We start from the raw sequence: 13,091 nt of genomic DNA, 5'->3' as shown, positions 1-13,091 counted from the left end.
ACAATGAAATTTCACCGTTTTTTCATCGCCGCTTCATTTTGCGCGACGCTCGCCGGCTGTGCGGGCATGGATCCGAACGCGCTCGTGCAATCGGGCACGCTCGCGACGCAGGCCGCCATGCTCAGCGACGCCGACGTGCGCACCCTCTCCGACAAATCCTGCACGCAGCTCGACAAGGAGAACACCATCGCGCCGGCCAACAGCGCGTACACGAAACGTCTGAACAAGATCGCCGCGCAGCTCGGCAACAACATCAACGGCGTGCCGGTCAACTACAAGGTCTACATGACGAAGGACGTCAACGCGTGGGCGATGGGCAACGGCTGCGTGCGCGTCTATAGCGGCCTCATGGACCTGATGAACGACGACGAAGTGCGCGGTGTCGTCGGACACGAGATGGGCCACGTCGCGCTCGGGCACACGAAGAAGGCGATGCAGGTGGCATACGCGGCGTCGGCGGTGCGCTCGGTGGCGTCGTCGGCGACGGGTGTGGTCGCGAGCCTGTCGTCGTCGCAGTTGGGCGATCTCTCCGAGAAGTTCGTCAACGCGCAATTCTCGCAGTCCCAGGAAAGCGCCGCCGACGATTATTCGTTCGATATGCAGAAGAAAAAGGGACTTGATCCTTCGGGGCTCGTGACGGCGTTCAACAAGCTCGCGAAGGTCGATGGCGGTCAGTCGAGCATGCTCAGTTCGCACCCGGCTTCGCCTGCGCGGGCGAAGCATATTCAGGACCGGATTGCGTCGGGGAAGTGATGAAGGTGTAGCGGCGGAACGGCCTCGGACGTCGAGGCCGTTCACGGGAACGAAGAGAAGCGGCTGTCGTTCGAGCGCCCAAAAACAAAAACCCCGCAGAGCCTGGACTCTGCGGGGTTCTTTCTGCCATCGCGGGCGGAGAGCAAGCAAACACCGTCAGTGAGATTTATCGATATTTTTTTCTGAAGCAGTACTTCATCGGTGCTCTGTATCGATTTCCAGGCTCCGCTCCGACACCAACAGCCTCACCGGATCGGTCTTCTTCCATTGTGATTTGGGCACCAGCACGGACCACTCGGCGCTATCCGCGTTGCGATAGAACGCCGCCACGCCCACGTATTTCGCCGCGTCGTCCATCGGTTCGGATACCTCCAGCTTCTGCCCCGGCCCGAGCGTCATGTCGCGGCTCCAGAGCGTCGCCGCTTTCAGAGCGTCGTTGCCGCCAAGCACTTGCTCATAGGTCGCCGTCGCAAAGGGCTTGTCGTCATTGAACTGGTAAATCCGCAGCACGACGGGCAGCGACACGCCGCGCGCGTCCTGATTGAGCGCGCCGCGCGCCGTCACGACGAGGTTCATCTGTTTGACCTTCGTCTCGAAAATCGCTTTCGTCGTGCTCACGGTGCCGTCCTTGACGGACTGCCACGTGCCACACGCCGACACGGCCAGCACGAGGCTCACGCCGAGCGCACTCCGCATGATTCTGGTCCTCATCAGAAGGGCGCTCCCGTGAAATCGGTACGCGGATAGATCGTCTCGCGGCCATCGATGGTCAGTACCAGTTGCATGGAACACTGCAGGCTCGCGTAGCGCCCCAAAAAGTAGTTCAGCACGTCGCCAAACAGCGCGGCGTCGCCCGGCCCGTCGAAACCGCCCGCGTCAAGCTCAACGTGGATGCACAGGACCCGCAGCAGACGGCCGCGCTGCAGGACCTGGCCCCGCGAGAAACGCACTGTGCTGATCGCCTCGATACGCCGGGGAACTGCGTCGTCCACGGTCCAGTCGTAGAGTTCGAGCACCTCGCGCAGTACGGGCGCACCTTCCCCGAGCATCCGGTTGAATTCGTTCGCGCCGTTCGCCGCGAAATGACCCAGCGCGCGGTGCTCGTAGCCCGGGTAGTAACGCGGCGGATACTGCGGCAGGCTCGGTCCCGTCAGGTTGCGTACCGACGCGATGCCGGTGAAGCCCGACACCGTCTCGCTGATCGTCGCCTCCGAAAGCGCCAGGCGCGGCAGGTGTCCGTTGTTCGCCAGCGCGCGCACGGTCAGATGGCGGTCCAGCAGCGCACCGTTCTCGTCATCCTGCGCAGGGCGATACGTCCCCGCCCACCGCTGCCCCGCGAGCGTGACCCACAGTTCCCGGCCCACCACGCCGTAGCGCATCGCGGTATGGAAGTACCGCTCCGGTTTCTCATAGCGCGGCGTCCAGCCGCGATGCCGGAAGCTCGTGAACGCCTGGTAGGCGTGCCGGGCGCTGCCGTCCGGATCGGCGGCGATCACCGCCAGCACGTCATACGGCTCGACGTGAGCTGCCACGACAGGCTGCACGCGCACGCGGTGCTCCTTATCATGCCAGTCGGCGGGCTTCACCGGCAGCGCATCGACTTCGAACAGATTGATCACGGGCGTGCAGAACAGGCGAAAGCTCTCTCTTCCCACCGGCTGGTCGCCGGGCATGCCGGCATCCAGTTCGATTTCGAGGGTCATCCGCGTTTCCCCCGCCGGCACCGTCGCGCTATCGAAGCCGCACAGATCGACGAAGTGAAACTTCTGCGGGAACACGAAATACTCCAGCAGCGTCTGCTCGCGATCGAGCTGCTGGTTGCGCTCGGCGTTCGTGACGGGCCACAGCCGAGTCGACGGACCGAACCCCGCCGCCTCGAAGTACACCCCGGCCAGCGGCTGCAGCGCGCCGTCGTGTTTCGATGGCAGGCGCAGCCCGATCGCGGCCACCTGGCGCGTGAGCGCCGCGTACAGCGCAGCGGCCGCGGGCCGGTAGCCGTGCAGATACAGGCGAATGCGCGACAGGTCCGCGTGCTCGCGCTGCTCCCCGAACCAGAGGCCCAGGGTAAGGCGGATGACGGTGCGCCCGTCCGCGCGTACCCCCAGCGCCGCGTCCTCGACCGACAGCGGCAGCAGTTCGACCGCCTGCGTCGTGCGAAACGGGCACTGCACGCCGTCGGGACCGACCGGCGCCGAGCGCACCACGGCCCCGGCAGGAATCCGCGCCGTGGCCGAACGCTGGCGGCTCAGGGGCGTGCATTCGATAATCGACAGCGACGGAATCGCCCGCGCCATATGTTCATAGAGGTTGTCGAGCAATCCCTCGGTGAGTTCCGGCATCGCGTCGTCGAGCTTCATGCGCGTGGGCGCCACCAGGAACGCAAAGGCTTCGTTGACCGCCCGGACCTGCTCGTCATCCTGACCATAAAGCATGCCGAGACGGCGCGCGGCGTCGGGCTGGTCGCGTGCGAACTCGCGGCCAGCCTCACGCAGGTAGCGCATCTCGGCATCGAAATATTTCAGGAACGGATTCGCGCCTTCCTGCTGAAGCGATTTCCACGGCGCAGTCATGGCTGTAACTCCGGTGGCAACGGTGGCAGGGAGGTCAATCCGGATATCACTCCCGCGCGGCCCGTCACGAAGATGCGCTCCGGCATCCGGAAGCCGCGCAGCTTCAGCAGATCCAGCGGCCCCGCACCCGCCTGCACGCGCAGCAGGTAGCGCAGTGGCGCCGCGGTGTCGTCACCGCGCGTGGTACTACTCACGGCCGAAGCTGCCTTCGTGTCGCCGCTGGCCGCTGTCCAATCGTCACCGCGCGTGGTGATTGTCACGGCCGGAGCTGCCTTCGTTTCAGCGGCGGAAGCTGCGCCATGCCAAACCAGTTCGAAGCGCGTATCGTCGAGCGGCTTCACCCGGGCTTTCTCGAGCATCCGCAGGAACGCCCAGTCGCCGGTCGCGTCGGAGGCGACCCGCAGGCCTCCGTTGAGCGTCTGCCAGGTCAGCAACGCGTGGCCGTTCAGCCCGTTGCCGGGCCACGCGAGCGGTGTCCAGGTCTCTCGCTGGTTGAAATACACGATCTGCTGACCATCGACTGTCAGTTCGGTGCGCGTCACATCCGGCGCCGGCAGCGGCATCATCTCGACGCGATACCCCGCCTGGCCCTGCGCATAGAGGTGCGTCCCCATCGGCCCGAGCAGCCGCAACATGGCGAGGAATTTCGGGTCGAACTGCAGCGACTGCGGGGCGAGTTCGTTCGGCACCCACTGGTCGCCCTGACGCTTGAGCACACCGGACAGTTCGACTTCGATAAAGCGGTTGATCAGCCCGGTATCGGGCCGCACGTAACGGCCGAACTCGGCAAAGGACGCGTCCGCCGTGGACGGCGAGAACGGATAGCGCGAGGCGAACGTCGACGCGAAAGGTGCCGTCACGCCCGCGCGCCACGCGTCGTTCAGGCTCGCGGCGGCCGGCTGGAGCACGGCCTGCCACGCCGCGTCGAGCGGCTGCACGAACATCGTCTGCCCGAAACCGGCCCATTGCGCGCCGAGGCTCGCGGCAGTCAGCGCCGCGTCGTCGCGCGCCTGCGACAGGTCCGAGAGCTTGCCCTGAAACACCGCCTGCGCGAGACCCCGCGCCATCGCCTGGGCATCCGGGCTCGACTGGATTTGTCCCAGCTTCAGACGCACGGTCGTGTCGGCGGTCAAGACGCGCGAGAGGCTGACGCCGGCGAGTGCGGCGGCATTCGCCCTCGGGGCGTTGCCCGCATTATTGCTGGCCGCGGGTGGGTTCACGTCGCCCATTAGCGCCAGCAGCGGGCCGAACGACTTGTCCAGCGGGTTGACCGCCACCGGCTGCGTCTCGCCACTGTCGGCGCCTGCGAGCAGTCCTCGCGCCTTGCGCACCAGCGTATCGGTGAGCGCCTGCGAAGGACGTCCCGCCTCGCCCTGGTACTGCACCGACTTCATGACCGCCAGCAGCGGCGAAGTCTGCGCATCGGTCAGGCGCGTAAGCTGGTCGATCACGCCTGAGAAATTGGTCGACGCAATTCACTGGAAGCTGTTGAGCATGGTCGACCATGCCGCCGTATAGTCGGTGAAGTAGCGCGAGCGCAAGCGCTGCCTGAGATCGTCCGTGTCGCGCTTCGCGTCGAGCACGGCGCGCGCCGAACCGATCGCTCCCTGCGCCGTGGTTGCGTTGACCTGGGCAGACGGACCGTCATCGGTCAGCACCCAGTCTCCCTCGACGTGCTGCTGCTTCGCGGCGTCGTCGATGGCCTTTTCGATTACGCCTTCCCACGCGGCGCGCGTGAACAGCCCCGGCACCGTCTGCGTGGTGGTGAAAAGCCCATGCGCGTCCGCTCCGGCGAGCAGTGTCGCGAGCGACACGTCGGCGTACTTGCCACGCGCCTCGTCGAGTACGCTCTGATAGAGCACATCGTCGCTCGCCGCCAACCCGATCTGGTTGATGAGCGTCGAGCGCATCTGAGTGACTAGTGGCATTGACGTGCCGGCGCGCCAGTCAGGATGCGCCCTGAGGTGGCCGGCCCAGAAGCCCGCGAGTTGCTTCGAGGTGTCGAGCCATTCTCCCTCGCGCATACCGGCAGGCGCGGGCCACACGTCCAGCAGTTGCGCCTTGAGGAACGCGGCGTCGGTGCGCGCGGGCGTAGCGAGCATCAGGTACGCCTTGAGCCGGTTGTAGGCTGCCTGCTGCGCATCATGGCTTTGTTGCTCGTCGGCGCGAACCTGCGCAAGCTGACCGAGCTGGTCCTCCAGCGCCTGCACGACCGGTTGCTGCAGGTTCCGCACGGCGACGGTCCCGTAGGGCCGCCAGAGTGCGTCGAACAGGTCGGCGTTATGCGACAGGCCCGCACGCAGATACCAAGGCGTGCCATGCCGCTGGCGGTATTCGAGTGTCTCGATCTGCCGCTGCAAGGCGAGTTGCGTGCGCGGCGCCTGCGGTGTACCCGGCGTCGCGGCGAGCGCCACCGCGGCGGTCGTTTGCGCTTCCTGCACGAGCGCCCGGTTTCCAAGGCCCGACACGATCAGGGCGACCGTCCATGCGACCGCCCCGGCGAGGACGCACATCGCAAGCGCACTGGGCCAATAAAAGCCGGCGCGCCGGCCCCGATAGTGAGGTGACCTTGCCGCGATCTCCCGCCATACCGGTAGCAGGGCGGCAGGTTGTTCGCGGGCCACCGTCTGCATCGCTGGTGCGTCGACAGGCTGGCCGGGAGTACCGTCCGTATCGATGAGCGGCACCGGTACGACGGCCGCGCTCGGGAAGACCGGCGCGAACATGACGCCCGCCAGCGGCGCGCGCAGCCAGTTCGACGCAGCCAGCGCGCGCAGGCTCTCAGCCATCCGCTCGCGATGGTCGCCGACGTACTTTGAGATCTCCAGCATCCAGGAGGTCCGATGCGGCTCAGCACACAGGCGCACACCCGCGTCCGCCGCTGTCTGCTCGACCTCCACAAGCAGCCGCGCCAGTCTTGCCACGGCGGTCTGCGCCTGTCCGCGCGCAGCGTTCGGCATGAAGGCGCCGATGGCATCGAACGGCTCCGTCGCGCTGCCGTGCGCTTGCACCAGATGCAGGAACGTAACGGGTGCGTCGCGGCCGAGCGCGGCGCCAAGCGTCGAGAGCGTTCGGGGTAGATCGGTATCGGTCTCATCGGCGCGCGTCACGTGTACGAGACCATCGACTGCGCAACGGTGGCCCAACTGCCGGATCTGGCGCAGCCACTTCGCCGCCTCGACCCCGTCCGGTGACGCATGGACCAAAACGGTTTCGCCCACGTGCATGACGCCCGCCTGCTTCAGCCCGGGCGCGGCCTGATCGACGCGTTCGTCCGTACCGTTCACTAGCAGCCAGCGCAGGCGCCGGCGCCAGAACCAGCCTTGCGAGACGCGCAGGTCGTCATAGACGCGTTGCAGCCGTGCATCGCGCTTGAGCGGTTTCGGCGTTGTGGTTACCCCCTTTTCGCCTGTTTCGAGACGGAACAATCTCGCAGCACCCACATACGCGCCGGTGGATATCGCGACCAGATGAACGATCACGATGACGACAAGTAACACTGGAATGCTAACCAGTACCAGCGTGCGAGGCGTTCCATCTGGAATGCCGAGACGTTCGCTCCGGAACCAGACCAGCACGAGTGCAGCAATGTCAAGAACCAGGGCTGCGAGGGGCAGGCCCCAGATTGCAACCAGGCTCGGAGCCGCCCCGGAGGAGGCGGCTTGAGGCTCCATTTTCAGCAGGTTATTTTTGGGTATCGTCATGCGTTGAAGCCGTTTGAACTGCGGGTATAACGTGGAGGATTGCCGACTGCCGACCGTCGACAACAAGCTGCGGTCCATCACTGACGCCGGATTCAACAGCACCGGCAATCGCCAGCAGGCCGTTCGCTGAACGTACGTCGCCAACAATACGATCCAGCCGGTATTGCGCGGGGTCTTTTGCTGCGGCCACAAACCCGGCGGCACGCAGGGCCCGGTCGCAGCCTTCAACTGCACGGGTGATCCACGCGCGCGTCACCGCGGCGGCATCGGTGTTGCCCCAGATCGCGGCATTCGCGAAACCATATTCGGGCTCAGCAGAATCGTCCGCAATGGGCCTATGCAGCGTCGCCTTTCTGCTGACCTCCTGCGGAAGCCTGAAATAGCCTGCGTCGAGCAGCACGGCAGCGCATCCCTCAGCGAGGCCTTCATCAATGTCATCGTCGTACCATGCTGCCGCGACAACGAGAAGTGGACGGTGCTCACGCGCATCGAGCCAGGCATCGACCACCAGCAACCCGTCGGCAGCCGGGACCGCCTGAACCTCAAGTGGCGGAAGCGCCGCCAGACGCATCGCGTCGCGAACCTGGGCCAGACGCAGGCTCGCAACCTCCGGCTCGGCCAGCACACGCACCTGGGGCCAATATGCTTTTTGGTATCGGGTTAATGCCTGAATGCTCCCGACGAGCGGTTCAAGCGCGACACGAATCATCTGTACAACGGGAGCAGCCGTCGTCAGGACTGTTTCGTTACCGGCCGGAACGTCCTCTTCATTCGGTATGGACGGACCAGCCAGTAGCGGGTCGTTGTCTTCGAAGCGATTGCACAGAACCTTGCCCGAGCCGTGCCGCGCTGCCTGCGCTTTCAGGATCGATCTTTTTCCTGCCAGAACTTCCGACAAGGATTTGCCGCCAAGCGGCAGACAGTAACCTGCGTCGAGTACGTGCAGCGGGCGCTGTGCGAACCGGATTTTCTCCGCGAGCCAGCGATCACGATGATGGTTGCGCCAGTACGCGCGATACCACAGTGCCTCGTAGCCAGCGCGGCCAAAACCGAGCAGCACAAGGAACAGCCCGCTCGGCGCCCCAACAATCCAGCTCCAGAACTTGAGGCCGCTCGCAGGCTCGCCATTCGGCCACGCAAGCAAAACGACCATCGCGCCGCACACATTGCAGACGAACCAGGTAATTGCCCACGGCCAGAAACGCATCCGCCGGGGATAGGCGCTAGGGCGCCCGGCGGGAGTGAGATCGACCGGCATCACTCAATACCGACGTTTTCAAAGGATGAGATCAGGCGGCAACCGCAAGCGCAGACGTAGTGATGCATGGCGACGGGCTTACCATCGCGATCCGGGAATCTTTCGTATCCCTCATCAATCGTGGTCTGTCCGTGCTGGTCACAGATTGCCTCATCGCCCTTGCGGGCTAGCGGCCTCCCCATGAATACGGTCCATGGGGAGCCGCCGGTGACTTCGCCGCCGTGTTCAAGCTTGTCACCTTTGCGGATCGGAGATTGCATATTGGTAATCCAATGGATTATGGCTTTTGTCGCTTATCGGTTGATTCAGGGGTCGTTGATGGCAAATCAATTCCAATTCCACCAAGCAAGCTAGGAATTCGATCACTCTCCTTCCTATCGAGCTTCTCTTTTACAACCTCAAACGAGAAACACGCAAAACCATTTTTGTTAGGACACACTAGGAAATAGTCAGGAACAGCCTGCCTTTCTTGATCGCCGTAAATTGAATTTACGTATGCAATCGTTCCACTCCAACCTTTTCCTTCATAGGCCCGCTGCCATGCGATATCGCGCACGTATCGTCCACCAGAATCTTCTAAAGCAATCTCATCGGCTGCGGTCGTTTTCTGTGCAATATCTGACCTCGTCGGGGTTGATCCCGCCACGAAGCAACTGAACAAAAGTTTGCCATGGATTGGCTTAATCCGTGGTTTCATCACGATGTAAAAATCAAAAAAAATCACGTTGCCATTTACATTTGACGACGACCCGACAATTTTCGCCAAAATATTCTCATCAAGCACGTATCCACACTGGCTACGCAACAAAGAGATATTGTTCTGCAGATCAGTAGAACCATTATCTACAGACTCTGCACTTGACGCCCCTATCAACGAGAAAATTACTAACCATGTCAAAAAAATATTTCTCATGACGCCTTCTTTCAGGAGAAATGTTCCGGACACGTTGAACGATAGCGATTCAGGCAGTTGACAGTAGTGATATTAGACAAGGACATTCCCGAATTATCGAATGCCAAGGACCGATGGTTGCTAGAAGGCGAACCAGTATTTACGGCACCGGCGGCTTTTCCAGACGCGGCACAATAGTACCTAGTCCTGCGATAGCTGGATTCTGATCTATCGCCCCCGGATATGTTACTGCCGCGGCATATTTCGTAAAGGACTGGTTGAATAGGAGGTTGCATATTCTAGTTATCTGATTGGTTTTCGGGCAACGTTTTCGAGGAGATTTTCTTCCCATTCCGAAATCGATCGATATAGGTGTATCCTCGCCCTCCAATCGGATCGCAGTAAGTTCCTTTGCGCTCAACCAGCGAAATAGTCCCCTTCGGAGAGACCGAATAGTACTCTTCCCAGTTCTCGCATGCACTCGCGTGGAAACATTGCCCAACCAATTCTTTTCTCTTGAGGTCGATATCTAAGCACGGAATATCACTAAGGCGTTTATTGTAGATATACGCATCCTTTTCTCTGGAATAGAGATATACATCATAAAATTCTTGGCTGGCCCCTCTGTCTCGAAGTATGAGCAGATCGGTATATCCATTGAACGTAAGGTCAATAAATTTTGCTTCGGAATCTGCCCCGCCATTTGCCGCGGTGATGACCTGCTTCTTTCCGCGTGGAGCCGTAACGTAAGCATGATCATCACCGATGGTCATATTCGGCAAATCTGCTGCAAACACAGCAAAACTGGAAAACAGAACAAATACCGAACAAATGTATCCTCTGACTTTCATAGGTCACCAACCTAAAAAACTTTTATAAGAAAGAAAATAAAATACTCTTTCATTTACGCCATGCTCTCATGACCCTGTAGCTTGGCTATGATCTTCGAATCAGGGAGTCCGTGCTGGTCACAGATTGCCTCATCGCCCTTGCGGGCCAGCTGGCTCCCCATGAATTCGGTCCATGGGGAGCCGCCGGTGACTTCGCCGCCGTGTTCGAGCTTGTCGCCTTTGCGGATTGGAGACGGCATAATTAGCCAGATGCGTTATAGATTTCAGTGATGCAGAGGCACCGTGCGCGAGAAAATGAACGCTTTGCCATTCCACAAATATTGATTCAACGAATAGTCCGGGTTATTTGGATCGACAACGCTGTACTCAAGAACCATCGGAATCCCGGCCTTGTTGACCTGGACCTTAACCCCCGTTCCGTACGAGATAAATTGAAACGCGTACCGGCCGTTTTTTTTTGCGAATACCCCCGTGAAGGAATTGGTTGCCGTCAAGGTCGGCTCGACCAGGCACACCGAAAGAACTGCCCCGTGGAAGGGTCTTTCATATTTCTGAAACTGCAGCCCCGCCTTGAAATCCTCCATGGAACACGAGTCGCTAGCGCCGCAGACAAATTTCTGCATTTCGGCGTCCGCGTACAGCTTCGCAGCCATTTTCTCCCGTTGAGCGTCAGTCCCGCAGGCGCACGCAAGCCCAGAGAAGGAAAGCAATGCAATAAGGACGAAAATATTTTTCATGGTCGTTGCTTCTCCAGTGAGACTTGAATCGTATGCGTGGTTGGTATGTATCGTTTTTTTGCTTCTCCCGGCACGGTTTCCGTCGCCGAATTTCTCCTCCAGACAAAAGAAATCTGTTCCGAAGAACCGCCTTCAATAACGTCCAGCAGGATATATTTAATGAAGACAAATGACTGCAACCGATGATCAAGGCCATTCACGTTTTGATTTGACACATTGCCATTGGTGGACTTGGATGCTTGCACCACCGTATCAATCTGTAGCCCGCCCGTATCGGTTGTCTTGATGGTATTTGTTCCCGTGGCTGTCATCTTCCTGCAGGTCCAATACAACGCGGCGCTATCGGCGCAGTTGTGCCGGTTGAAAACCGAATTCGTATCTGCCATCAATACGTCAGGATTCCACTTAAGATCTGAAAATTTTGCGGGAACAGTCGGATCAAGCGGGAACTTCCTGAATTCACCGTACTTTGAGTAATTCGGCATGTGCGTGAGCTGAATCAAGCCACGTCCGTAGTACGGATTGTAGGACCTGGTCTCCCCGTAATATTCACGCACGGCTGTAAGCCATCCGGACTCCTCCATCAACTGAGCGAGTAAATGGGTCGCCCGTTCTTTTGTTGAGCTAATGCGGTACTTGCGCAGGGCTAAGTTCAAATCCGACTCCCAGGCGTTGCCTTGCAACAATGCATCCCTCCAGGGATGTGCTGTCGCTACAAAATGCGTACCGTAAAGCGAGAGAACCGACCGTGGAACGCATTGCGCAATCTCCTCGGCGGCGAGCCACTCGCATTTCCTGAAATGCCGGATAAAGGCCAGCGGATGGAAAAACCAGAGCTTCTGCCCCGCGAGTGGCGTCTGGTCCAGAAACTGGAACTTTTCCAGGAATGAGATGAAGTTCTGGTAGCCGTCAGGGTTAGTATCCTTTTGCTTCCCAAAGAAACCATCCGGCTCATTCAGCCCCTTGTATCGCTCTTCGTTGTTGGACGGGTCCCACTCGCTCCGAGCCTTGCATACGAGTCCCTTAAGCTTCTTGCGCACGCCCTCGGTACTTTGCACGTAGCCCGCGAGTTGCTGGTTAGAGCTATCGTTGTTGTTCTTGTCATATTCGAGTGGTTGGACTATGCCGGCCGATGCCTGTGGATCCGCAACTCCAGTCAAGCGACAAAGCTCATCGTATCCACATAGTCCATCGTGATTGAACGGGGTATTGTCCTCGTCAACTCTTTGCCATTCCTTGAAGAACGGGAAGTCAGCGTCGGACAGCTTGATGATCGCGTCCGGCGCGATGTTGACGTAGCCCTGCGTGCCATGCTCGTCGAACGGCAGCGCGATCCAGGTGGCACAGGTCGCACCCGACAGGGTGGGATGGTCCGAGAGAATGCGTCCAAACCGCAGCATTTCATAGCCGTCGCTCGGACACACCGGATAGAGAGCCATCGCACGGTCATACAGGTCGTATTCATACTGCTTTGTACCGCTGTCGTATGGGTCCGCAACGGGGTCAGGCGTGAGCAGGGTCACATTGCCTCTGTTGCCGCGATCGATCCATGCCTGCGTATAGCGCCGCCCCTTGTTGAACCAGGCTTCGACATAGAGCGTGTCACCATCGCCAATTGAGCCACCCGGTAGCTGCGGGAACCAGGTGTCGGTCATACCCGCCGGCTGCGCTACAAAGTCTTGCGGACCCTGAATGACGAAGTAGGTATGTCCCCAATGGTCGCCCGACGTCGGCTGCACCGGGTTTTTCTCGCCGATCTGAACCTTGTGTCCATCCTGATCGAACCAAGCTGTGAAGTCCCCGTCCGCCATGAAAATTTCAAAGTGCAGATGCGCCACACCCTGATGCTGGCCGACGTAGCCGAGCATGTCCTTGCGGTACACCTTTTTCGTGCCACCCGACTGAACCACGCCATCCTTGCCCCCTGAGGTATCGAGTAGCCATTTGGGCAGAGCATTCGTGGACCCCGTCTCAGGCGGATCGTTCGGCTGGGGCGCAATGTGCTCCTGACTGGTCATGTCCAGCAGGTGCATGTAAAGCGAGTAATACGTGATCGTTCGGTCGTCACCTGTGTCGGTCTTATGCTTGAGCAGAACAAAGCCAGCATTCGAGTTCAGCAGAGGCTGCCCGGTCGTCGAATCCGTCGTGCCGTCCGAAAGGGCGTTCTTGCAGACCCGGTAGGCCACAACGTCCCCGTCCGCAATCGCGCGAACAGGTTCTGTCTGCTCTCCCGGATTCAGATGAATACCGCAATGAAAACGCCGATCGAAGGCCACCGGATAGACCCCGTGATGGCCGATCTCGAACTGCTCGACGGCGTCCATCA

Annotated in this window: 12 protein-coding genes; 1 reads left to right on the top strand and 11 read right to left on the bottom strand. The window is 60.3% G+C overall.

Translation table 11 applies throughout. The features are described from left to right. Positions 1–3 precede the first annotated feature (3 nt). Positions 4–753 carry a M48 family metallopeptidase gene (locus QCE48_RS06280; protein WP_309785665.1) on the top strand — a complete coding sequence of 250 codons (750 nt, stop codon included), beginning with the start codon at positions 4–6 and terminating at the stop codon, positions 751–753. Between the two features lie 195 nt (positions 754–948). Here the strand turns inward: QCE48_RS06280 and tssJ are convergent, their stop codons facing one another. From tssJ to QCE48_RS06225, 11 genes are all read right to left on the bottom strand, one after another. Continuing rightward, a complete protein-coding gene (gene tssJ / locus QCE48_RS06275; RefSeq protein WP_309785666.1) occupies positions 949–1,449 on the bottom strand; it encodes a type VI secretion system lipoprotein TssJ in 501 nt (166 codons plus the stop codon). Positions 1,450–1,463: 14 nt separating this feature from the next. Further along, the gene (gene tssF, locus QCE48_RS06270) at positions 1,464–3,323 is read right to left on the bottom strand and encodes a type VI secretion system baseplate subunit TssF (RefSeq protein ID WP_309785667.1); all 1,860 of its coding nucleotides are present in this window, start codon (positions 3,321–3,323) and stop codon (positions 1,464–1,466) included. After that, entirely contained in the window at positions 3,320–4,774 is a 1,455-nt protein-coding gene (locus QCE48_RS06265; RefSeq protein ID WP_309785668.1) for a type VI secretion IcmF C-terminal domain-containing protein, read from the bottom strand. The genes tssF and QCE48_RS06265 overlap by 4 nt, the downstream gene beginning before the upstream one ends. A gap of 24 nt (positions 4,775–4,798) precedes the next feature. After that, positions 4,799–7,027 (bottom strand): ImcF-related family protein, encoded by a 2,229-nt coding sequence (locus tag QCE48_RS06260; RefSeq protein WP_309785669.1) that lies wholly within the window; start codon positions 7,025–7,027, stop codon positions 4,799–4,801. Further along, positions 7,008–8,285 (bottom strand): hypothetical protein, encoded by a 1,278-nt coding sequence (locus QCE48_RS06255; protein WP_309785670.1) that lies wholly within the window; start codon positions 8,283–8,285, stop codon positions 7,008–7,010. The genes QCE48_RS06260 and QCE48_RS06255 overlap by 20 nt, the downstream gene beginning before the upstream one ends. Beyond that, positions 8,285–8,545 (bottom strand): PAAR domain-containing protein, encoded by a 261-nt coding sequence (locus tag QCE48_RS06250; RefSeq protein WP_309785671.1) that lies wholly within the window; start codon positions 8,543–8,545, stop codon positions 8,285–8,287. The genes QCE48_RS06255 and QCE48_RS06250 overlap by 1 nt, the downstream gene beginning before the upstream one ends. 17 nt (positions 8,546–8,562) lie before the next feature. Then, on the bottom strand, positions 8,563–9,198 hold the full coding sequence (locus QCE48_RS06245) for a hypothetical protein (protein WP_309785673.1): 636 nt from the start codon (positions 9,196–9,198) through the stop codon (positions 8,563–8,565). 278 nt (positions 9,199–9,476) lie between these two features. Further along, a complete protein-coding gene (locus tag QCE48_RS06240) occupies positions 9,477–10,028 on the bottom strand; it encodes an XAC2610-related protein (protein WP_309785674.1) in 552 nt (183 codons plus the stop codon). Positions 10,029–10,081: 53 nt separating this feature from the next. Next, positions 10,082–10,267, bottom strand: coding sequence for a PAAR domain-containing protein (locus QCE48_RS06235; RefSeq protein WP_309785676.1), 186 nt, complete (start codon positions 10,265–10,267; stop codon positions 10,082–10,084). 24 nt (positions 10,268–10,291) lie between these two features. Continuing rightward, the gene (locus QCE48_RS06230) at positions 10,292–10,765 is read right to left on the bottom strand and encodes a hypothetical protein (protein ID WP_309785677.1); all 474 of its coding nucleotides are present in this window, start codon (positions 10,763–10,765) and stop codon (positions 10,292–10,294) included. After that, positions 10,762–13,089, bottom strand: a complete 2,328-nt coding sequence (locus tag QCE48_RS06225; RefSeq protein WP_309785678.1) for a hypothetical protein — start codon at positions 13,087–13,089, stop codon at positions 10,762–10,764. The genes QCE48_RS06230 and QCE48_RS06225 overlap by 4 nt, the downstream gene beginning before the upstream one ends. Positions 13,090–13,091: the final 2 nt, after the last annotated feature.

The organism is Caballeronia sp. LZ024 (genome assembly GCF_031451455.1).
Taxonomy (GTDB): domain Bacteria; phylum Pseudomonadota; class Gammaproteobacteria; order Burkholderiales; family Burkholderiaceae; genus Caballeronia; species Caballeronia telluris.
Note: the sequence above shows the minus strand (reverse complement) of the source record. Positions and strands in the feature narration are given on the sequence as shown.

What these genes read in the sequence shown, in the direction of transcription:
- QCE48_RS06280 (WP_309785665.1), top strand. Translation starts at nt 4, where the DNA reads ATGAAATTTCACCGTTTTTTCATCGCCGCTTCATTTTGCGCGACGCTC.
- tssJ (WP_309785666.1), bottom strand. Translation starts at nt 1,449, where the DNA reads ATGCGGAGTGCGCTCGGCGTGAGCCTCGTGCTGGCCGTGTCGGCGTGT.
- tssF (WP_309785667.1), bottom strand. Translation starts at nt 3,323, where the DNA reads ATGACTGCGCCGTGGAAATCGCTTCAGCAGGAAGGCGCGAATCCGTTC.
- QCE48_RS06260 (WP_309785669.1), bottom strand. Translation starts at nt 7,027, where the DNA reads ATGACGATACCCAAAAATAACCTGCTGAAAATGGAGCCTCAAGCCGCC.
- QCE48_RS06255 (WP_309785670.1), bottom strand. Translation starts at nt 8,285, where the DNA reads ATGCCGGTCGATCTCACTCCCGCCGGGCGCCCTAGCGCCTATCCCCGG.
- QCE48_RS06250 (WP_309785671.1), bottom strand. Translation starts at nt 8,545, where the DNA reads ATGCAATCTCCGATCCGCAAAGGTGACAAGCTTGAACACGGCGGCGAA.
- QCE48_RS06245 (WP_309785673.1), bottom strand. Translation starts at nt 9,198, where the DNA reads ATGAGAAATATTTTTTTGACATGGTTAGTAATTTTCTCGTTGATAGGG.
- QCE48_RS06240 (WP_309785674.1), bottom strand. Translation starts at nt 10,028, where the DNA reads ATGAAAGTCAGAGGATACATTTGTTCGGTATTTGTTCTGTTTTCCAGT.
- QCE48_RS06235 (WP_309785676.1), bottom strand. Translation starts at nt 10,267, where the DNA reads ATGCCGTCTCCAATCCGCAAAGGCGACAAGCTCGAACACGGCGGCGAA.
- QCE48_RS06230 (WP_309785677.1), bottom strand. Translation starts at nt 10,765, where the DNA reads ATGAAAAATATTTTCGTCCTTATTGCATTGCTTTCCTTCTCTGGGCTT.
- QCE48_RS06225 (WP_309785678.1), bottom strand. Translation starts at nt 13,089, where the DNA reads ATGGACGCCGTCGAGCAGTTCGAGATCGGCCATCACGGGGTCTATCCG.